This window comes from Rhizobium leguminosarum bv. trifolii WSM2297 (genome assembly GCF_000271845.1).
The window spans coordinates 418,578-438,038 of sequence record NZ_JH719395.1 but is presented as its reverse complement, the minus strand read 5'-3'; the positions used below and the strand labels follow the sequence as shown (position 1 = coordinate 438,038).

The 19,461-nt window shown below is 61.1% G+C and carries 13 protein-coding genes and 1 pseudogene; 3 read left to right on the top strand and 11 right to left on the bottom strand.

The window, feature by feature from the left end; translation table 11 throughout:
• Positions 1–16: 16 nt before the first annotated feature.
• Complete coding sequence (locus RLEG4DRAFT_RS17350; protein WP_003578608.1) at positions 17–1,270, top strand: L,D-transpeptidase family protein; 1,254 nt, start codon at positions 17–19, stop codon at positions 1,268–1,270.
• A 169-nt stretch (positions 1,271–1,439) separates the two neighbouring features.
• On the opposite strand, the gene dnaE is transcribed toward RLEG4DRAFT_RS17350, so the two are convergent.
• Entirely contained in the window at positions 1,440–4,937 is a 3,498-nt protein-coding gene (gene dnaE / locus RLEG4DRAFT_RS17345) for a DNA polymerase III subunit alpha (RefSeq protein WP_003578606.1), read from the bottom strand.
• A 501-nt stretch (positions 4,938–5,438) separates the two neighbouring features.
• Between dnaE and RLEG4DRAFT_RS17340 the strand changes: the two genes are divergently transcribed.
• Both RLEG4DRAFT_RS17340 and RLEG4DRAFT_RS17335 read left to right on the top strand, forming a co-directional pair.
• Positions 5,439–5,903 (top strand): DUF5680 domain-containing protein, encoded by a 465-nt coding sequence (locus RLEG4DRAFT_RS17340; RefSeq protein ID WP_003578603.1) that lies wholly within the window; start codon positions 5,439–5,441, stop codon positions 5,901–5,903.
• Positions 5,904–6,106: 203 nt separating this feature from the next.
• Positions 6,107–7,081 (top strand): annotated as a pseudogene (locus RLEG4DRAFT_RS17335) (IS110 family transposase).
• Between the two features lie 184 nt (positions 7,082–7,265).
• Here the strand turns inward: RLEG4DRAFT_RS17335 and RLEG4DRAFT_RS17330 are convergent.
• The 10 genes from RLEG4DRAFT_RS17330 to nuoL form a co-directional block, all read right to left on the bottom strand.
• On the bottom strand, positions 7,266–7,949 hold the full coding sequence (locus RLEG4DRAFT_RS17330) for an ABC transporter ATP-binding protein (protein ID WP_003578601.1): 684 nt from the start codon (positions 7,947–7,949) through the stop codon (positions 7,266–7,268).
• 14 nt (positions 7,950–7,963) lie between these two features.
• A complete protein-coding gene (locus RLEG4DRAFT_RS17325) occupies positions 7,964–9,268 on the bottom strand; it encodes a lipoprotein-releasing ABC transporter permease subunit (protein ID WP_003578599.1) in 1,305 nt (434 codons plus the stop codon).
• Between the two features lie 15 nt (positions 9,269–9,283).
• Positions 9,284–10,606 (bottom strand): proline--tRNA ligase, encoded by a 1,323-nt coding sequence (proS, locus tag RLEG4DRAFT_RS17320; protein WP_003578597.1) that lies wholly within the window; start codon positions 10,604–10,606, stop codon positions 9,284–9,286.
• A 592-nt stretch (positions 10,607–11,198) separates the two neighbouring features.
• Complete coding sequence (locus RLEG4DRAFT_RS17315) at positions 11,199–11,474, bottom strand: DUF1467 family protein (RefSeq protein ID WP_003578596.1); 276 nt, start codon at positions 11,472–11,474, stop codon at positions 11,199–11,201.
• Positions 11,475–11,629: 155 nt separating this feature from the next.
• Complete coding sequence (mce, locus tag RLEG4DRAFT_RS17310) at positions 11,630–12,034, bottom strand: methylmalonyl-CoA epimerase (RefSeq protein WP_003578594.1); 405 nt, start codon at positions 12,032–12,034, stop codon at positions 11,630–11,632.
• A gap of 2 nt (positions 12,035–12,036) precedes the next feature.
• Positions 12,037–13,707 carry a ribonuclease J gene (locus RLEG4DRAFT_RS17305; RefSeq protein ID WP_003578593.1) on the bottom strand — a complete coding sequence of 557 codons (1,671 nt, stop codon included), beginning with the start codon at positions 13,705–13,707 and terminating at the stop codon, positions 12,037–12,039.
• A gap of 17 nt (positions 13,708–13,724) precedes the next feature.
• A complete protein-coding gene (locus RLEG4DRAFT_RS17300) occupies positions 13,725–14,486 on the bottom strand; it encodes a biotin--[acetyl-CoA-carboxylase] ligase (protein WP_003578590.1) in 762 nt (253 codons plus the stop codon).
• Positions 14,486–15,931: an NADH-quinone oxidoreductase subunit NuoN gene (nuoN, locus tag RLEG4DRAFT_RS17295; protein ID WP_003578588.1), complete on the bottom strand. Its 1,446-nt coding sequence runs from the start codon at positions 15,929–15,931 to the stop codon at positions 14,486–14,488. The genes RLEG4DRAFT_RS17300 and nuoN overlap by 1 nt, the downstream gene beginning before the upstream one ends.
• Before the next feature lie 18 nt (positions 15,932–15,949).
• On the bottom strand, positions 15,950–17,461 hold the full coding sequence (locus RLEG4DRAFT_RS17290; protein ID WP_003578587.1) for an NADH-quinone oxidoreductase subunit M: 1,512 nt from the start codon (positions 17,459–17,461) through the stop codon (positions 15,950–15,952).
• Positions 17,461–19,461: an NADH-quinone oxidoreductase subunit L gene (nuoL, locus tag RLEG4DRAFT_RS17285; protein WP_003578585.1), complete on the bottom strand. Its 2,001-nt coding sequence runs from the start codon at positions 19,459–19,461 to the stop codon at positions 17,461–17,463. The genes RLEG4DRAFT_RS17290 and nuoL overlap by 1 nt, the downstream gene beginning before the upstream one ends.

Below are 19,461 nucleotides of genomic sequence, written 5' to 3'. Positions count from 1 at the left end.
CGTATGGTTGGGTATCATGTTCTCGCGTCTCGTCTTCGGCCTCGGCTTGCTGTCGGCCACCGCACTCGTGCACCCTGCTCTTGCCGCGGATGCGCGCACGCTGCAGATCATCGTCTCGAAGGACAAGCAGTCGCTTGCGGTCTATGACGGCACCGAGGTCATCGCGACCTCGAAGGTCTCGACCGGCAAGGACGGGCACACGACGCCGAGCGGCATCTTCTCGGTGCTCGAAAAGCAGAAATACCACGAATCCAATCTCTATTCGAACGCGCCGATGCCCTTCATGCAAAGGCTGACATGGTCGGGCATTGCGCTGCACGAATCCAATTCCGTGCCGCGTTATCCGGCTTCGCATGGCTGCGTGCGCATGCCCGGCGCTTTTGCGAAAAAGCTTTACGGGATGACCGAGCCCGGCATCCCCGTCATCATCAGCGACGGCGAAGTGGTGCCGCAGCCGATCGACCATCCGACCCTTTTCCATCCAGAGGCGCCGGCGCCGATGCTGCTGCTTTCGGATGTCGAACTGCGGCCCTCGATGCCCGACAGCCCCGGGACACCGGTGCAGGTGGCGATGAACGACACGGCGGCGATGCCGATGCCGGCAGCGCCGATTGCAACGCCCCAACCCGAGCCGCCATCCGAACCGATCAGCATGCTGATCACCCGCCGCACGCTGCGCGAGACGGTGATCGACATCCAGACCCTGCTCAACCAGCTCGGCTTTCCCGCCGGCGATCCGGACGGCTTGCTCGGGCCGGCGACGGTCGAGGCGATCAAGGCTTTCAAGACGTTGCGGCCGGCGGAATTTGCCGGCGACAGGAGCCTGGTCTCCGACACGCTGCTTAAATCCGTCTATGCCGCAACGGGCAAGGGCGAGCCGCCGAACGGCGTCATCATGGTGCGCCAGGCGTTCAAGCCGATCTTCGAAGCGCCGGTGACGATCGCCGATCCGGGCTTGGCGCTCGGCACACATTTCTTCACGCTGCATGCAGTCGATGACAAGGCCGGTACGGCGGATTGGCTCGGCATCACGCTCGAAAACAATCTCTCGCGCGAGACGATGAAGCGGCTCGGCATCACCAATCAGGAAAGCTCGATCGTCAGCGGCAGGCCGATCGCCCGGTCGCTCAGCCGCGTCACGATCCCGGAGGAGACCCGCCGCAGGATCGAGGCGCTGATCGCGCCCGGCTCGACGCTGACGATCTCCGATACCGGCCTCGGCCGGGATACCGGCGAAGGCACCGATTTCATCACCATCACCCGGGGTTGATGATTATCCCGGGTCATGCAGGGTGATAACCGTCACCCAAGGTGAGGCGCATCCCCCAAGAGCAGGATGATTTTAGGCCGGGTCGGCTTAAAATCTGAATCCTGTTCTAAATTATAGAGTTAGAGCATGATGTCATGAGAAAACCGCTCACACGTTTCGGCATCATGCTTTAGACAAGCTCGACATCGACGACGCCGGGGGCGGCGCGCAGGGCGGCGGCGATCTCCGGCGTGATGCGGTATTTCTCCGACAGCGCCACTTCCACCTCGCGTTTGCCGTCTTCCTTGATGACGATGAAGGAAACCAGGCCATCGCCCCTGGCGTTGAGATGGCCGGCGACCATCTTCAGCGGCCCTGAATCCCTGATATAGACGCGCAGCGCCTTCTGCATCTGCAGCGACTTTTCCTCCAGCGACTGGATCGTCTGGATACGCAGGCCGATGCCCTCCGGCCGCTCTTCGCCAGTGGCGGTCAGCACGAAGGATTTTCCGGATTCCAGCACGTCGCGATACTGGTTCAGCATTTCCGAAAACAGCACCGCCTCGAACTGGCCGGACGAATCGGAAAAGACGATGATGCCCATCTTGTTGCCGGTGCGGGTCTTGCGCTCCTGCTTCGAAATGACGGTGCCGGCGAGGCGCGCATTGAAGGCGCCCTGTTTGATCGCCTGGGAAAACTCGGCAAAGGTCTGCACCCGCATCTTCTGCAGGAGGTTGTTGTAGGAATCCAGCGGGTGGGCGGTGAGATAGAAGCCCAGCACCTGGAATTCCTTGAGCAGCCGCTCCGAGGCAAGCCAGGGCGAATACGGCGGCAGGGAAATCTTCTCGGGCCCCGAGGTCAGCGTGCTGCCGAAAATATCCGACTGGCCGCTCAGCTTGTTCTCCTGGGCGCGCTGGGCATAACCGAGGATCCGGTCGAGACCGGCTGAAAGCTGGGCGCGGTCCGTGCCGAAACAATCGAAAGCGCCGGCAAAAATCAGGCTTTCGAGCACGCGACGGTTGACCTGGCGCGGATCGATGCGCAGGCAGAAATCCTCGATGCCGGCAAAGGGCTTGTCGCCGCGCACCTCGACGATATGGTCGACGGCGGATTCGCCGACGCCCTTGAGGGCGGCGAGCGCGTAATAGATGCGGTTGTCGCCGGTCTGGAAATGGCGGAAGGAGGTCTGCACCGAAGGGGCGATCACCTCGATGCCGAGCCGCTTGGCATCCTGCCGGAAATCGTTGACCTTTTCCGTGTTGGACATGTCGAGCGTCATCGAGGCGGCGAGGAATTCGACCGGATAATGCGCCTTCATATAGGCCGTCTGGTAGGAGACGATGGCGTAGGCGGCGGCATGCGACTTGTTGAAACCGTAATTGGCGAACTTCGCCAGCAGTTCGAAGATATTGTCGGCCTGCGGCTTCGACACGCCATTCTTGACGGCGCCAACGACGAAGCGTTCGCGCTGCTGGTCCATCTCCGCCTTGATCTTCTTGCCCATGGCACGGCGCAGAAGGTCGGCTTCGCCAAGCGAATAGCCTGATAGCACCTGGGCGATCTGCATCACCTGTTCCTGGTAGACGATGACGCCTTGGGTTTCTTTGAGCAGGTGATCGATCATCGGATGGATCGATTCCAGCTCTTCGTCGCCGTGCTTGCGGGCGTTGTAGGTCGGGATGTTTTCCATCGGGCCCGGGCGGTAGAGCGCCACCAGCGCGATAATGTCCTCGATGCAGTCCGGCTTCATGCCGATCAGCGCCTTGCGCATGCCGGCACTTTCCACCTGGAACACACCGACGGTCTCGCCGCGCGACAGCATCTCGTAGGTCTTCTGATCGTCGAGAGGAATGGCGGCGAGATCGACCTTGACGCCGAGCTTGGCGACGAAGTCGACGGCGACCTTCAGCACCGTCAGCGTCTTCAGGCCGAGGAAGTCGAACTTGACGAGGCCCGCCTGCTCCACCCATTTCATGTTGAACTGGGTGACCGGCATGTCCGAGCGCGGATCGCGATACATCGGCACCAGCTTGGACAGCGGCCGGTCGCCGATGACGATGCCGGCGGCATGGGTCGAGGCATGGCGGTAAAGCCCCTCGATCTTCTGGGCGATGTCGAGCAGGCGCGCGACCACAGGTTCTTTCGCCGCCTCTTCCTGCAGTTTCGGCTCTTCCTCGATCGCTTTGGAGAGCGGCGTCGGATTGGCCGGATTGTTCGGCACGAGTTTGCAGATCTTGTCGACCTGGCCGTAGGGCATCTCAAGCACGCGGCCGACGTCGCGAAGGGCGGCGCGCGCCTGCAGCGAACCGAAGGTGATGATCTGCGCCACCTGCTCGCGGCCATATTTGGCCTGGACGTAGCGGATCACCTCTTCGCGGCGGTCCTGGCAGAAGTCGATGTCGAAGTCCGGCATCGAGACGCGTTCGGGATTGAGGAAGCGCTCGAAAAGCAGCGAAAAGCGCAGCGGATCGACGTCCGTAATCGTCAAAGCATAGGCGACCAGGGAGCCCGCGCCCGAACCGCGGCCGGGACCGACCGGGATATCTTGCTGCTTGGCCCATTTGATGAAGTCGGCAACGATCAGGAAGTAACCGGGAAAACGCATGCGTTCGATGACGCTGAGTTCGAAATCCAGCCGCTCGCGATAATCCTTTTCCTCGTAACCCGGCGACATGCCGAGCGTTGCGAGCCGCATGTCCAGCCCTTCGACCGCCTGGCGGCGCAGTTCGCTCGCCTCGGCGCGCTCGGCCTCCTCGGCGTCGTCGGTCGCGCCGGTGAAGCGCGGCAGGATCGGCTTTCGCGTCTTCAGTACGAAGGAGCAGCGCTTGGCGATCTCGATCGTATTCTCCAGCGCTTCCGGCAGATCGGCAAACAGCTTGGCCATCTCGGCCCGGCTCTTCAGATAATGGTCCGGGGTCAAGCGAAAGCGGCTGTCGTCGGAGACGATGGCATTGTGGGCGACCGCCATCAGCGCGTCATGGGCGTCGTAATCGTCGCGCGTCGGGAAGAAGGCCTCGTTGGTCGCAACCAGCGGCAGGTCATGGGCATAGGCGAGCCCGACGATCTTCTGCTCGTGGCGTTTGTCGTAGGTGCCGTGCCGCTGCAACTCGACATAGAGCCTGTCGCCGAAGAGGCGCTTCAGCGCGAGCAGCCGGGCTTCCCCTTGGGCGGCATGGCCCTCCTTGATCGCTGCGTCGACAGGTCCGGTCAGGGCGCCGGTCAAGGCGATCAGCCCTCCGGTGCCGGCCTCCTCAAGCCAGGAGGCGTTGATATGGATCGCCTGGTTGCTTTCGCCACCGAGATAGGCGCGGCTGACGAGATCGACCAGCCGTTCGTAACCGGCATCCGTGGCGGCGAGAAGAACGATCGACGGCAGTTTGATCAGCGCCTGCTGGCCGCCGCGCTTTTCCGTTTCCAGTCCGTCTTCCATGTCGATCGAGACCTGGCAGCCGATGATCGGCTGCAGGCCGTCGTCCATCGCCTTCTGGGAGAATTCCAGCGCGACGAACAGATTGTTGGTGTCGGTAATGGCGATCGCCGGCTGGCTGTCGCCGGTCGCCTTGTACAGGATCTTCTTCAGCGGCAAGGCGCCTTCGAGAAGCGAATAGGCGGAATGGACCCTCAGGTGGATGAAGCCCGGCGTAGCGCCGCTCGCTTCAGCCGTTGAACCCTTTGCCGTATCCGCCATGTCATGCCTTCCCAATCACCCGAATGAATCGGACGCATTGTCGGCATAGAGGGCGATGATGTCCAGAAGAAGTCCCGCATCCGGACCGCATGATTGCCATGCGGTCCCCTGAAAACTTTAGATCGCCATGACGATGAGCGAGAAGCTGGCAACGAACATTGCGATGGAGGTGAATGCTGCGATATCACGGATCATGTCAGTCATTTGGCTCTCCTTTACTCGTTATGTTTTCAATTTGTTCGATATATGTTCCATTGTCAACAGGAATCTTTTCCTTCTTTGTGGTGTTTGAAAAATCCCGGTAGCGCATTGCGAATCGGGCGGGACCGACAAGCGTGTAGTAAGCAACCCGTGCCCTCTCCCGATCCGCCTCAGATCGGACATGGCCCCCAGCCGCCTGACCTCCGTTCAAAGTGACCCACTTTTTTCCGGTCTTTGTTCTACTTTTGTTCTTTACACGTTGCTGCATATTTGCCAGCATTCGGCCGAGAGGAGAACGATATGGTCGACATTGCGATGCTGAACGAATTCGTCGTGGAGGCCAAGGCCGCGACCTATGTCGGCGGCGGCGTGCCGCGCGCGCCCTGCCGGCCGGGTGCTCATGATATCGGCTACGAACGTGGCGACTGGCGCTATCTCGACAGTTATTTCGGCGGCACCGATTTCGCCGGACAGGAGGTTGTCTGGTTTGCCGGCGAGCCGATCTGGGTGATGAATTATTTTGGTTGGATCGTTGCACCGGATCTCATCGACGGCGCTGCCGCCGGTGCAGTGATCAAGGCTGCACTTTCAGAGATGTACCGGGAGGGACGGTTTCTCGGCGGAATGGAATTCGATCATCCGCTCGGCCGCTATCTCGACCGCAGCGAGGGTGGTTGCGAGCGCTTCAGCGGCCACGAATGCATCATGGTCGACGGCCGGAAAGCCTATGCGCTCGATTATCGCGGCGGGCTGGTCATTCCCTGATGTCCGGCTACGAGTCGGCGAGATTAGCCCCTTGCATGTTCAATTCGCACTAATTGTTGGATGATTGGTGTGCGCTCCGGCGGATGGCCATCCGCCGGAGCGCGGACGGCCGGGACCGCAAGCCCCTTGGCTAGAACCGGGGATGAGATTGGTCCGGCCGTCCTCGCGTTTGTCCTGAACAGATGATGGGGAGCAAGTCCCGCATGCAAGGCAAGGTTTCGTTCCAAGAAGACGCGATGCCGGTAGTTTATGCCGGTGTGGACGTGAGTAAAGAGTGGCTTGATGTTCATCTGCATCCGCTGGGCGAAAGCCGGCGGTTCAGTAATGACAAGATGGGCATCCGGCAGCTGAAACGGCTGCTGGCCAAGCATCGGCCCAAAAGCATCGTGATGGAGGCAACCGGCAAGTTCCATCGCGCCGCCCATCGCTCGCTTTGGCTCGCTGGCTTTGCCGTGGCTGTGATCGATCCGCTGCGTGCGCGCATGTTTGCCCGCGCTTGCGGCTATCTCGCCAAAGACCGACCGGCTCGACGCCCGTTTCCTGGCGCTCTTGGCCGAGAGCCTGCGCCCGCCGGCCGACGCGCCGCCAACTCCTCACATTGAGGCCTTGCAGGAGCTGGTCAATGCACGATCGGCAACCATAGGCGACATCACCGCCCTGCAAAAATCGCAGCAAGACGACCACCACCGCCTTTCTGCGCGGAGAACTCAACCGCCTCACACGCCAGCTGGGAACAGCATGTCGAACGTCTCAACAAAGAGATCGAGCGCCGTGTCCGCGAGGATCCGCAGCTCTGCCGCAAGGCTGAGATCCTCACCTCCATTCCCGGCGTCGGCCGCATCACGGCCCTGGCCTTGATGGCGGGAATGGACGAGTTGGGCAGTTGTTCGGGCAAGCAGGCGGCCATGCTGGCAGGGCTTGCTCCAATCGCTAACGACAGCGGCGCGCGAACCGGGCGTCGTTCCATTCGCGCCGGCAGGCCCGCACCCCGGCGTGCACTCTACATGGCCGCCTTGTCGGCTTGTCGCTACAATCCCGCTCTTGCTCGTTTCGCAGACACACTCAAAGCCACAGGAAAACCACCCAAGGTGATCCTAGTCGCCGTCATGCGCAAACTTCTCGTTCTCGCTAACTGCCTCTTAGCTCAGGACCGCCTCTGGACCCCAAATCCGCCTTGACAACCAACACAGATTCTCATCCGCCTGCCGGCACCTTCTCCCCGCTCGCGGGGCGAAGGCGCATAGTCGCGCCCGCTCTGTCCCTCGCCAACCTCTCGCAGGGCACGTCCCCTCTCCCCGCAAGCGGGGAGAGGGTTAGGGTGAGGGACAGCCTCAGCGTCAACAGAAGCCATAGACCGCAGTCTTAGAAATCGACGATCTTGCCGTCGGAGATGGTCACGCGCCGATCCATGCGGCGGGCGAGTTCGTGATTGTGGGTGGCGATGAGGGCCGCGAGGCCGGACTGGCGCACCAGCGCCTCCAGCGCGTCGAAGACGTAGCTTGCCGTTTCCGGGTCGAGATTGCCGGTCGGCTCGTCGGCAAGAAGCAAGCTCGGCGCATTGGCGACGGCGCGGGCAATCGCGACACGCTGCTGCTCGCCACCGGAAAGCTCGCCCGGGCGATGAGCGCCACGATGGCCGATGCGCATATAATCGAGCAGCTGGCCAGCCCGCTCGCCGGCTTCCTTCCAGGACAGCCCGGCGATCAGCTGGGGCATCATGATGTTTTCGAGCGCCGAAAATTCGGGCAACAGATGGTGGAACTGGTAGACGAAGCCGATCTCGCTGCGGCGGATCGCGGTGCGTTTCTCGTCTGATAGTCCGTCGCAGGCATGGCCGTTGATGGTGACTTCACCGCCGTCTGGATGCTCCAGCAGGCCGGCAATATGCAGCAAGGTCGACTTGCCGGTGCCGGAGGGTGCAACGAGAGCGACGATCTCGCCCTTCGACAGCGAAAAATCCGCGCCTTTCAGGATCGGGAGCAGCGTATCGCCCTGCCCGTAATGGCGCTCGACGCCGGTAAGCTTGAGAACGACGTTGCGATTCATAAAGTCGGCATTCCTTATTCGTAGCGCAGGGCCTGCACCGGATCGAGCCTGGAGGCGCGCCAGGCCGGAAAGATCGTCGCGATGAAAGAGAGCGTCAGCGCCATGACGACGATCGAAATGGTTTCGCTGAGCTGCATCTCGGCCGGCAGCTGGCTGAGGAAATAGACCTGCGGATTGAAGATCACAGTGCCTGAAATCCAGGAGAAGAACTGGCGGATGGATTCGATGTTGACGCAGACGAGAACACCGAGCAGCACGCCGGCAAGGGTGCCGACGATACCGATCGCCGCCCCGGTCATGAAGAAGATGCGCATGATCGCGCCGGCGCTGGCGCCCATCGTGCGCAGGATGGCGATATCGCTGCCCTTGTCCTTCACCAGCATGATCAGGCCGGAGATGATGTTCAGCGCCGCCACCAGCACGATCAGCGTCAGGATCATGAACATGACGTTGCGCTCGACCTGCAGTGCCGAGAAGAAGGTCTGGTTGCGCTGGCGCCAGTCGGTGAGGTTGATCTGGCGGCCGGCCGCCTCCTCCACCTTGGGCCTCAGCGCGTCGATATCGTCGGGGTGATCGACGAAAAGCTCGATCGACTGCACCAGTCCCTCGGCATTGAAAAACAGCTGCGCTTCCTCGAGCGGCATGAAGATGATCGAGGAATCATATTCCGACATGCCGATCTCGAAGAGCCCGGAGATCTTGTAGGATTTGACGCGGGGGCTGACGCCCATCGGCGTAACGTCACCATCCGGTGACGTCAACGTGACGAGGTCGCCGACCTGCAGGCCGAGCTGGTCTGCCATGCGGGTGCCGATCAGCACGCCTTGACCGGAGGCATAACCCACCATGTCGCCCGATTTGATATTGTTGGAAATCGTCTTGAGCTTGGTCAGGTCTTCGGCACGGGCGCCACGCACCAGCGCGCCGGTGCTGCCGCCGGCTTGAGCGGAGGCAAGCACCTGGCCTTCCACCAAGGGTAGCGCCATCTTGACGCCGGGCACGGCGGCGAGCCTGGCGGCAAGGTCGGGATAATCGGTGAAGGGGCCATCGGACGGCTGCACGATCATGTGGCCGTTGATGCCGAGGATGCGCGAGACCAGTTCGGTGCGAAAACCGTTCATGACGGCCATGACGATGATCAGCGTCGCAACGCCGAGCATGATGCCGACGAAGGAGAAGCCGGCGATCACCGAGATGAAGGCCTCCTTGCGGCGGGCGCGCAGATAGCGCCACGCCACGAGGCGTTCGAAGGTGGAAAATGGCTTGCCAGCCGGACCCAAGCCGGATTTTGAACTCCGGTCCACTGCTGCCTCTGCCATTTCGCCTCCGTTTCCTTAAGCCACGAACCTGTTGATCGCCGCTTCGATGGTCATCGTTTCGCGGGCGCCGGTCTTGCGGTCCTTCACCTCGACTTCGCCGTTTGCGACCGCGCGCGGGCCGGCGATGATCTGGAAAGGCACGCCGATCAGGTCGGCGGTCGCGAACTTGGTGCCGGCCCGGTCGTCGGTATCGTCATACAGCACATCCTTGCCGGCCTTGCTCAGCGCGGCATAGATCAGCTCGCAGGTATCGTCACAGGCCTGATCGCCCGCCTTCATGTTGATCACCACGATATCGAAGGGCGCGACCGATGCCGGCCAGATGATTCCGTTATCATCATGCGAGGCTTCGATGATGGCGGGAACAAGGCGTGTCGGGCCGATACCGTAGGAACCCATGTGAACGAAGTGTTCCTTACCGTCGGGGCCCTGCACTTTCGCGCCCATCGCCTCGGTATATTTCGTGCCGAAATAGAAGATATGGCCGACCTCGATGCCGCGGGCCGACAGCCGGTCGCCTTCGGGAACGGCGTTGAAAGCGGCCTCGTCGTGCATTTCCGAAGTCGCCGCATAGAGCGAGGTCCATTTGTCGAAGATCGCCTGCAGGCCTTCGACGCTGTCGAAGTCGGTGCTCTCGCCGGGAATATCGAAGCCGACGAAATCCTTGTGGCAGAAGACCTCGGATTCACCGGTATCGGCGAGGATGATGAATTCATGGCTGAGATCGCCGCCGATCGGGCCGGTATCGGCACGCATCGGGATGGCGCGCAGGCCGAGCCGATCGAATGTTCTGAGGTAGGCGGCAAACATCTTTTTGTAGGAATGCTCCGCCCCTTCGCGCGTCAGATCGAAGGAATAGGCATCCTTCATCATGAATTCGCGCGAGCGCATGGTGCCGAAGCGCGGGCGGATCTCGTCGCGGAACTTCAGCTGGATGTGATAGAGATTGAGCGGCAGGTCCTTGTAGGATTTGACGGAGGAGCGGAAAATATCCGTCACCATCTCCTCATTGGTGGGACCATAAAGCATCGGCCGGTCCTGCCGGTCCTTGATGCGCAGCATCTCCTTGCCGTAGGCGTCGTAGCGGCCGCTCTCCTGCCAGAGTTCGGCCGATTGCAGCGTCGGCATCGACAGCTCGATGGCGCCGGCCCGGTTCTGCTCGTCGCGGATAATGGCGTTGACCTTATCAAGCACGCGCTTGCCGAGCGGCAGCCAAGAATAAATGCCCTGCGACTGCTGGCGGATCATGCCGGCGCGCAGCATCAGCCGGTGGGAGACGATTTCCGCCTCCTTGGGGTTTTCCTTGAGGATGGGCATGAAATAGCGGGACAGACGCATGGCGGATTCCGAAGCAGTTGAGATCCCGCGATGAGCGGAATCGAAAGACAATGGTTAATGTCGGGAGCGTTCATAGCCGCTTCGCGGCAGGAAGGAAACCCGCAACTGATGTCGGCAACCTCCCGCATGCGCATGTTCGCAGCCGCAAAATGAAAGGGCGTGAAAAAGCGCGTGTTTATAAGGACTTGAACGAAAATCTTGTCAACAGAAAAATTTTGCTAGAGTGTAGCAAAAATGCAAAAAAAGCTGATGACAAAGCCCAATGTTTGAGCTAGCTTTAGCTCACAAAACAGGCAGGAAGGATAAATTCTTGCCGAATTCGCGGTCAAGTCTTGGGAGGATCAGATCTTAGGCGCGCTCGTCGCAGCCCCGGCAACGGTTACGGATCACGCGATACTTAAAACAAGGCTTTTAGCCTTGTTTTTTTTTGGTTTTTCGGCTCCCCGTCCCACTCAAAAAACGCCCGCCTTCCGTAAGGAGATGGGTCTCATCCCGTTACGTCAGCTCTTTGCCGCATAAGCATGACACTGATATGACGCTAGACCGTCCCGCCGATTTTACATCTGCCCAAAGTTTGGGCAAAAGCCAACTTTCAATAGAAGCTCGGCCCGAGTTGTGGAAGGGCATCGAAGCCCCAGCCGAAATAGGTGTCACAGACATACCAGAGGCCGTAGATCACGGCCGAAATCAGCGTCGTCAGCGAAAAGACGAAAGCGGCGCGAAACCGGCTGGGCGCGCTCGGAACGGTGCCGAGCACGACGTCGTTGTCCTCCGCCTGGGTGCGCAGACCGATCGGCAGCACGGCAAAAAGCGTCATCCACCAGACGATGAAGTAGACGGCAAATCCCTGAAGGAAGGTCTGGAGCATTATGGTTCCCGGTGGTGTCGTGGCGACAGGACGCGAAGGACGTTCTGTCATTTTGAGTTGGGCGCCCTTATACGGCGGAACGGCGGCCAATTCAAAGCGAACGAGGAATTTCGCTTCCTTCGGGTCACTCTGCCGCAGCCGAAGCGTGTTGCAACTCAGGCCTGTTCGAGTTCAATCAGCGTGCCGAAGAAATCCTTGGGGTGCAGAAACAGCACCGGCTTGCCATGCGCGCCGGTTTTCGGCTTGATATCGCCGAGCACTCTCGCCCCCGCCTCGACCAACCGGTCACGGGCAAGCAGGATGTCATCCACTTCATAACAGATGTGGTGCATGCCGCCGGAGGGGTTCTTTTCGAGGAAGGCTGCGATCGGCGAGTTTTTCCCAAGAGGCTGCAGCAATTCGACCTTAGTGTTCGGCAATTCGACGAAGACGACGGTGACGCCGTGCTCTGGCAGAGGCTGCGGCTGCGATACGGCAGCCCCCAGCGTGTCGCGATAGACGGCCGTCGCCGCTGCCAGATCGGGAACGGCGATGGCGATGTGGTTGACCCGGCCGAGCATGGTCAGACCTTGGTGACGAAGGCGGTGACAACCGGCTTCTTGCCCCAGGCATGGTTTGCAGCGGCGCGGATGGCGCGGCGCACGGCCTCCTGCACCATGTCGATATCCTTGCGACGGGCGCGTGGAATGCTTTCGATGGCGCTGATCGCCGCATCGAAGAGCGTATCTTCCATCTCCTCGCCCTCGTCGTCATAAACAGGCAGGCCGATCGAGACGAGATCGGGATCTCCAACGATGTCGTAGCGGGCATCGAGCACGACGCTGACCGCGACATGGCCGACATAGGAGAGCTTCTTGCGCTCGCCGATCCCCATCTCGTCGAAATCGCCGATCAGCGAGCCGTCCTTGTAGATGCGGCCATGCGGCGCCTCGCCGATCACCTCGGCGGCGCCAGGCGCCAGCCGCAGGATGTCGCCGTTGCGGACGCGCGGCACGATCGCAATGCCGGATTGCTCGGCAAGTTCCTTATGCGCCGTCAGATGCGTCGCCTCGCCATGCACCGGCACGACGATCTTCGGCCGCGTCCACTCGTACATCCGCTGCAACTCGTTGCGGCGGGGATGGCCGGAAACGTGAACCAGCGCCTCGGTATCGGTGATGATGTGCACGCCCTGCTCGACGAGGCCGTTCTTGATGTCCTGGATCGCCTTTTCGTTGCCGGGAATGGCGCGGGAGGAAAAGACGACGATATCGCCTGCCGCAAAGGCAACATTCCGCATCTCGTCGCGGGAGAGCTTGGCAAGGGCTGCCCGCGCCTCGCCCTGGCTGCCGGTCAGGATGACGACGACCTTGTCGCGCGGGATGTAGCCGTATTCCTCCTCGGAGATGAAGGGTTTTACGCCCTCCATCAGGCCGATATCCTGGGCGACGTTGACGACCCGCTTCAGCGAGCTGCCGAGAAGCAGAACTTCGCGGCCGGCCGCCTCGGCAGCTTCGGCAACGGTGCGGATGCGCCCGACATTCGACGAGAAGGTGGTGATCGCCACCCGGCCCTCGGCATCCTCGATAATCTTGCGCAGGCTCTCCGACACATCCTTTTCGGAGGGCGAAACACCGTCGCGCAGCGCGTTGGTGGAATCGCACATCAGCGCCAGCACGCCCTCGTCGCCGAGCTGGCGGAAGCGCGTCTCATCGGTCAAGGGTCCGAGCGAGGGCTCGTGGTCGATCTTCCAGTCGCCGGTGTGGATGACATTGCCAAGCGGCGTGCGGATCATCAGCGACATCGGCTCGGGGATCGAATGGTTCACGGCCACACCTTCGATGCTGAAAGGGCCGACATTGATCGTGTCGCCGGCCTTGAACGGCGTCACCGGCACTTCGCCGATCCTCGCCTTTTCGAAATTACGCTTGGCTTCGAGCAGACCTGATGTAAAGCCCGAGGCATAGACCGGCACGTTGAGTCCCGGCCAAAGATCGGCGAGCGCGCCATAATGGTCTTCATGCGCATGGGTGATGATGATCGCCTTGAGGTTTTTGCGTTCACTGGCGAGGAAGCGGATATCGGGCAGCACGAGGTCGACGCCCGGCAGGTCGGGGCCGGGAAAAGTGACGCCGCAATCGACCATGATCCATTGGCGATGCTCGGGCGGGCCGTAGCCATAGAGAGCGAGATTCATGCCGATCTCGCCAACGCCGCCAAGAGGCAGGAATACCAACTCGTCCTGTTTCGCCATAATTTTCGTTTTTTCCGCTATTCAAAAAACACATCACCGGCAGCAATGGGCATTATCCTGCCAGTGCCGGTATCGAGCATCAACAAGCCATTATCATCTATTCCGGCGAATTGTCCGGAAATCGATCGGTCCGGCAAATTCACCGTGATCTTTTCGCCGATGCCGCAGGCGACCGCGCGCCAGAGCGCCGTAATCTCACCGATGCCGCGGCCCTCATCCCAGATTTCAAGCACATCCGCCATCGCGGCGTAGAGGTGGGCAAAGAGTTCTTCGGGCGAGGCAGCACTTCCGTGGTGACGCAGGCAGGTCACTGGGTAAAGGGGATTGTCGGGCATGGCCGAGACATTGATGCCGATGCCGACGATCAGCGCGTAGCGGCCATCCGGCAGCCCCTCGCCTTCGACGAGGATGCCGCAGGTCTTCTTTCGACCGATGAGGATATCGTTCGGCCATTTGACCTCGAGCGGCTGAGCACCCGGCGGGAGCACCCGGCGGATCGCCTGGTGCACGGCAACGGCAACCGCCAGCGGCAGAGAACTCAGGCGCTCCATCGGCGCCGGGTCGATCAACAGAAGCGAGGCGTAGAGATTGCCGCGTTCGGAAACCCAGAGCCTGCCGCGGCGGCCGCGGCCGCCGGTCTGCCGTTCGGCGGTGACCCAGAGATTGCCGCCATCGCCCGCCCGAGCCCGGGCAAGGCATTCGCTATTGGTGGACGATGTTTCCGACAGAGCCTCGTGCCTGAAATCGCCGAGCGATATCCGGCGTCCGTCGGAAGCCATTAGAAGAGCGTCGCGGCGGCAAGCTCTGCCGCGCCGCCGATCGGGCCGCCGATGAGAACATAGGCGGTCACGAAGAGGCCGGAGAGACCGAAGACCAGGCGGAGTGCGCCGGAAACCCGGGCGAATTCGCCGGTCGCCTCATCGAACCACATCAGCTTGATGACGCGCAGATAATAATAGGCGCCGACGACCGAGGCGAGAACGCCGATGATGGCGAGCGCATAAAGCTTGGCTTCGATGGCGGCGACGAAGACGAAGTACTTGGCGAAGAAGCCGGCGAGCGGCGGGATGCCGGCAAGCGAGAACATCAGCGCCGTCAGCACCACGGCCATGAACGGGTTGGTCGCGGAAAGGCCGGCGAGATCGTCGACATTCTCGACGACGGTGCCGTCTTTGCGGCGCATCGACATGATGATCGCGAAGGTGCCGAGGGTCATGACCATATAGATGACCATGTAGAGCATGACGCCGGAAACGCCGGTCTGGTTCCCGGCGGCAAGACCGACCAGCGCGTAACCCATGTGGCCGATCGATGAATAGGCCATCAGCCGCTTGATGTTCTTCTGGCCGATCGCGGCAAAGGAGCCGAGCAGCATCGAGGCGATCGAGATGAAGACGACGACCTGCTGCCAGTCGGCCAGAACCGGCTGGAAGGCGGTGATGACGATGCGGGTCATCATCGCCATGGCGGCAACCTTGGGGGCTGCGGCCAGGAAGGCGGTGACCGGGGTCGGCGCGCCTTCATAAACGTCAGGCGTCCACATATGGAAGGGAACGGCGGAGATCTTGAAGGCGATGCCGGCCAGGATGAAGACCAGGCCGAAGATCAGGCCGAGCGAACGTGCACCCTCGACGGAAAGCGCCTGGGCGATCTCGGAGAAGTGGGTGTGGCCGGTGAAGCCATAGACCAGCGACATGCCGTAGAGCAGCATGCCGGAGGACAGCGCGCCGAGAACGAAATATTTCAGGCCGGCTTCGGTCGACTTCAGGCTGTCACGGTTGATCGCGGCGACGACATAAAGCGCCAGCGACTGCAGTTCCAGCGCCAGATAGAGCGAGATCAGGTCGTTGGCCGAGATCATCAGCAGGATGCCGAGCGTCGCCAGCACCAGCAAAACCGGGAACTCGAACTTGTCGAGCTGGTTTTCGCGGGCGTGGCCCATCGTCATGAACAGGGCGACCAGCGAACCGATGAGCGCCACCAGCTTCATGAAGCGCGAGAAGCCGTCGGCCATATAGACGCCGCCATAGGCGAGGCCTTCTGCCGGCACGAAGAGCAGCCACAGGCCGGCGGCCAGCAGCAGGACGATGGCGAGGCCGGTGACGACAAGGCCCGACCGCTCGCCCGAGAAGACGCCGACCATCAACAGGACCAGGGCGCCGACCGCGAGGATCAGCTCCGGCGCGGAAAGATGCAGACTGAGGAGAATTGTTTCAGCGGTCATGTCCGATAAGTCCCGTCATCAATTCATAGACAGCGCAACATTCTGCGCTGCGTGCACGGCGGCCGTGTAGTTGTTGACCAGCAGATCCACCGAGGCGGCCGTCGCATCGAAGACCGGGGCCGGGTAAACGCCGAAGAAGATGGTCAGTGCGACCAGCGGGTAGAGGATCAGCTGTTCGCGCCTGGAAAGATCGAACAGCGCCTTCAGCTTTTCCTTCTCCAGCGCACCGAAGATCACTCGGCGATAGAGCCAGAGCGCATAGGCGGCCGAGAGGATGACGCCCGTGGCGGCAAACAGCGCGACCCAGGTATTGACCCGGAAGACGCCGATCAGCGTCAGGAATTCGCCGATGAAACCCGAGGTGCCGGGAAGCCCGACATTGGCCATGGTGAAGACCATCATCGCAACGGCATATTTCGGCATGTTGTTGACGAGGCCGCCATAGGCGTTGATCTCGCGGGTGTGGGTGCGATCGTAAATGACGCCGACGCAGAGGAAGAGCGCGCCGGAGACGATGCCGTGCGACAGCATCTGGAAGATCGAACCCTGAACACCCTGCATGTTGGCGGCAAAGATACCCATGGTGACATAGCCCATGTGCGCCACCGAGGAATAGGCGATCAGCTTCTTGATATCGTCCTGCATCATCGCCACCAGCGAGGTATAGATAATGGCAATGACCGACATGGCGAAAACCAGCGGCGCGAAATAGTCCGACGCGACCGGGAACATGCCGAGCGAGAAGCGGATCAGTCCGTAGCCGCCGAGCTTCAAGAGTATGCCGGCTAGGATCACCGAGCCTGCCGTCGGCGCTTGAACGTGAGCATCCGGAAGCCAGGTATGCACCGGCCACATCGGCATCTTCACTGCAAACGAGGCAAAGAAGGCAAGCCATAACCAGGTCTGCAGCGCCGGCGGGAACTTGTAGGCGAGCAGCGCCGTGATGTCGGTCGTGCCGGCCTGCCAGTACATCGCCATGATGGCAAGCAGCATCAGCACCGAGCCGAGCAGCGTATAGAGGAAGAACTTGTAGCTCGCATAGACGCGGTCCTTGCCGCCCCAGACGCCGATGATCAGGAACATCGGAATGAGGCCCGCCTCGAAGAAGACGTAGAAGAGCACGATATCGAGCGAGACGAAGACGCCGACCATCATCGTTTCCAGGATGAGGAAGGCGATCATATATTCCTTCAAGCGCTTCTCGATCGAGAGCCAGCTCGCCAACACGCAGAAGGGCATGAGGAAGGTCGACAGGATGACGAACAGCATCGAGATGCCGTCGACGCCGAGGTGGTAGCCGATGCCGGTGCCGAGCCAGTCATGCTTCTCGACCATCTGGAAGCCCGGATTGGCATTGTCGAAGCCGGTCCAGATCAAGAGCGAGACGACGAAGGTGAAGACAGTGGTGATCAGCGAGATCCACAGCACGTTCTTCCGGCCGCTTTCGCTCTCGCCGTTCATCAATAGTAGGAGCACCACGCCGACGAGCGGCAGGAAGGTGACCGTTGAAAGAATAGGCCAATCGGTCATCAGAAGGAACTCCCGAGCATCATCCAGGTAACAAGCGCCGCAATGCCGATCAGCATGGCGAATGCATAGTGATAGAGGTAACCGGTCTGCAGGCGGACGACGCGGTCGGTGACGGCGACGACGCGAGCGGCGACGCCGTTCGGGCCGTAGGTGTCGATGACGCCGACGTCACCCTTCTTCCACAGGAAGCGGCCGAGCGCCTTGGCGGTGCGGACGAAGAGGAAGTCGTAAAGTTCGTCGAAATACCACTTGTTCAGCAGGAAATGGTAGAGCACGCGGTGCTGCTTGGCGAGGGTGCGCGGCGTCTGCGGCGAACGGATATACATGTACCAGGCGAGGACGAAGCCGAGCAGCATGGCGATGAACGGGCTGAGGCCCACCAGCGCCGGCACGTGATGGAACTGTTCCACCAGTTCGTTCTCGGCGCCGGTAAACAGCGCCCCTTTCCAGAACTCGGCATATTCCTCGCCGTAGAAGCGGCCTTCGAAGATCACGCCGGCAAACACGGCGCCGATCGCGAGAAGATAGAGCGGCACCAGCATGACCTGCGGCGATTCGTGGACGTGATGCATGACCTCATGCGAAGCGCGCGGCTTGCCGAAGAAGGTCATGAAGATCAGGCGCCAGGAATAGAAGCTGGTGAACAGAGCCGCAATGACCAGCAGCGAGAAGGCAAAACCTGCGACCGGCGAATGCGAAGCATAGGTCGCCTCGATGATCACGTCCTTGGAGAAGAAGCCGGCAAAGCCGATCGGCGTGAAGGGAATGCCGACGCCGGTAATTGCCAGCGTGCCGATGATCATCAGGATGCCGGTCACTTTAATATGCGGCCAAAGCCCACCCATGTAGCGCATGTCCTGCTCGCCATCGACGGAATGGATGACCGAGCCGGCGCAGAGGAAGAGCAGCGCCTTGAAGAAGGCGTGGGTGAAGAGATGGAAGATCGCCGCGCCATAGGCCCCCACTCCGAGCGCCACGAACATGTAGCCGAGCTGCGAACAAGTGGAATAGGCGATGACGCGTTTGATGTCGTTCTGCACCAGGCCGACGGTTGCCGCGAAGAAGGCGGTGATCGCGCCGATCACGGTGACGACGACGAGCGCATCCGGCGACAGTTCGAAGAGAGGCGACATGCGGGCGACGAGGAAGACGCCGGCGGTGACCATGGTGGCGGCATGGATGAGGGCCGAGACCGGGGTCGGGCCTTCCATCGCGTCCGGCAGCCAGGTGTGCAGCAGGAACTGCGCCGACTTGCCCATGGCGCCCATGAACAGCAGCAGGCAGATGCCAGTCAGCGCATGCGCCTTGTCGAGTTGCATGCCGAAGAGATTGAGGATCACTTCGCTTGCCTCGCCGCCGCCTTCATGCGGGGCGAAGTTCGAGGCATTGGCAAAGATCGTGTCGAGATTGATCGAGCCGAACAGCACGAAGACGCCGGCAATGCCGAGCACGAAGCCGAAGTCGCCGACGCGGTTGACGATGAAGGCCTTCATCGCCGCAGCGGTTGCCGACGGCTTCTTGAACCAGAAGCCGATCAAGAGATAGGAGGCGAGACCGACGCCTTCCCAGCCGAAGAACATCTGCGCAAGGTTATCAGCCGTCACCAGCATCAGCATGGCGAAGGTGAAGAGCGAGAGATAGGCGAAGAAACGCGGGCGATGCGGATCGGTGTGCATGTAACCGATCGAATAGACGTGCACCAGCGTCGAGACCGTGTTGACGACGATCAGCATGACGGAGGTCAGCGTATCCACACGCAGCGACCAGGAGACGTCGATGCCGCCGGACTGGATCCAGCGCAGCACCTCGACCTTGATCGGACCGCCTTCGAGATGGCCCATGCCGACGTTGAAGAACACAATCCAGGACAGGATGGCGGCGATGATCATCAGGCCGCTGGTGACATATTCCGAAGCCTTGGCGCCGATGGCGCGGCCGAACAGGCCGGCAACGATCGCACCGATCAAGGGAAGAAAGACGATAGCCTTATAGAGGAACAT

Coding starts and splice junctions, on each gene's coding strand:
- RLEG4DRAFT_RS17350 (WP_003578608.1), top strand. CDS start 17: ATGTTCTCGCGTCTCGTCTTCGGCCTCGGCTTGCTGTCGGCCACCGCA.
- dnaE (WP_003578606.1), bottom strand. CDS start 4,937: ATGGCGGATACGGCAAAGGGTTCAACGGCTGAAGCGAGCGGCGCTACG.
- RLEG4DRAFT_RS17340 (WP_003578603.1), top strand. CDS start 5,439: ATGGTCGACATTGCGATGCTGAACGAATTCGTCGTGGAGGCCAAGGCC.
- RLEG4DRAFT_RS17330 (WP_003578601.1), bottom strand. CDS start 7,949: ATGAATCGCAACGTCGTTCTCAAGCTTACCGGCGTCGAGCGCCATTAC.
- RLEG4DRAFT_RS17325 (WP_003578599.1), bottom strand. CDS start 9,268: ATGGCAGAGGCAGCAGTGGACCGGAGTTCAAAATCCGGCTTGGGTCCG.
- proS (WP_003578597.1), bottom strand. CDS start 10,606: ATGCGTCTGTCCCGCTATTTCATGCCCATCCTCAAGGAAAACCCCAAG.
- RLEG4DRAFT_RS17315 (WP_003578596.1), bottom strand. CDS start 11,474: ATGCTCCAGACCTTCCTTCAGGGATTTGCCGTCTACTTCATCGTCTGG.
- mce (WP_003578594.1), bottom strand. CDS start 12,034: ATGCTCGGCCGGGTCAACCACATCGCCATCGCCGTTCCCGATCTGGCA.
- RLEG4DRAFT_RS17305 (WP_003578593.1), bottom strand. CDS start 13,707: ATGGCGAAACAGGACGAGTTGGTATTCCTGCCTCTTGGCGGCGTTGGC.
- RLEG4DRAFT_RS17300 (WP_003578590.1), bottom strand. CDS start 14,486: ATGGCTTCCGACGGACGCCGGATATCGCTCGGCGATTTCAGGCACGAG.
- nuoN (WP_003578588.1), bottom strand. CDS start 15,931: ATGACCGCTGAAACAATTCTCCTCAGTCTGCATCTTTCCGCGCCGGAG.
- RLEG4DRAFT_RS17290 (WP_003578587.1), bottom strand. CDS start 17,461: ATGACCGATTGGCCTATTCTTTCAACGGTCACCTTCCTGCCGCTCGTC.
- nuoL (WP_003578585.1), bottom strand. CDS start 19,461: ATGTTCCTCTATAAGGCTATCGTCTTTCTTCCCTTGATCGGTGCGATC.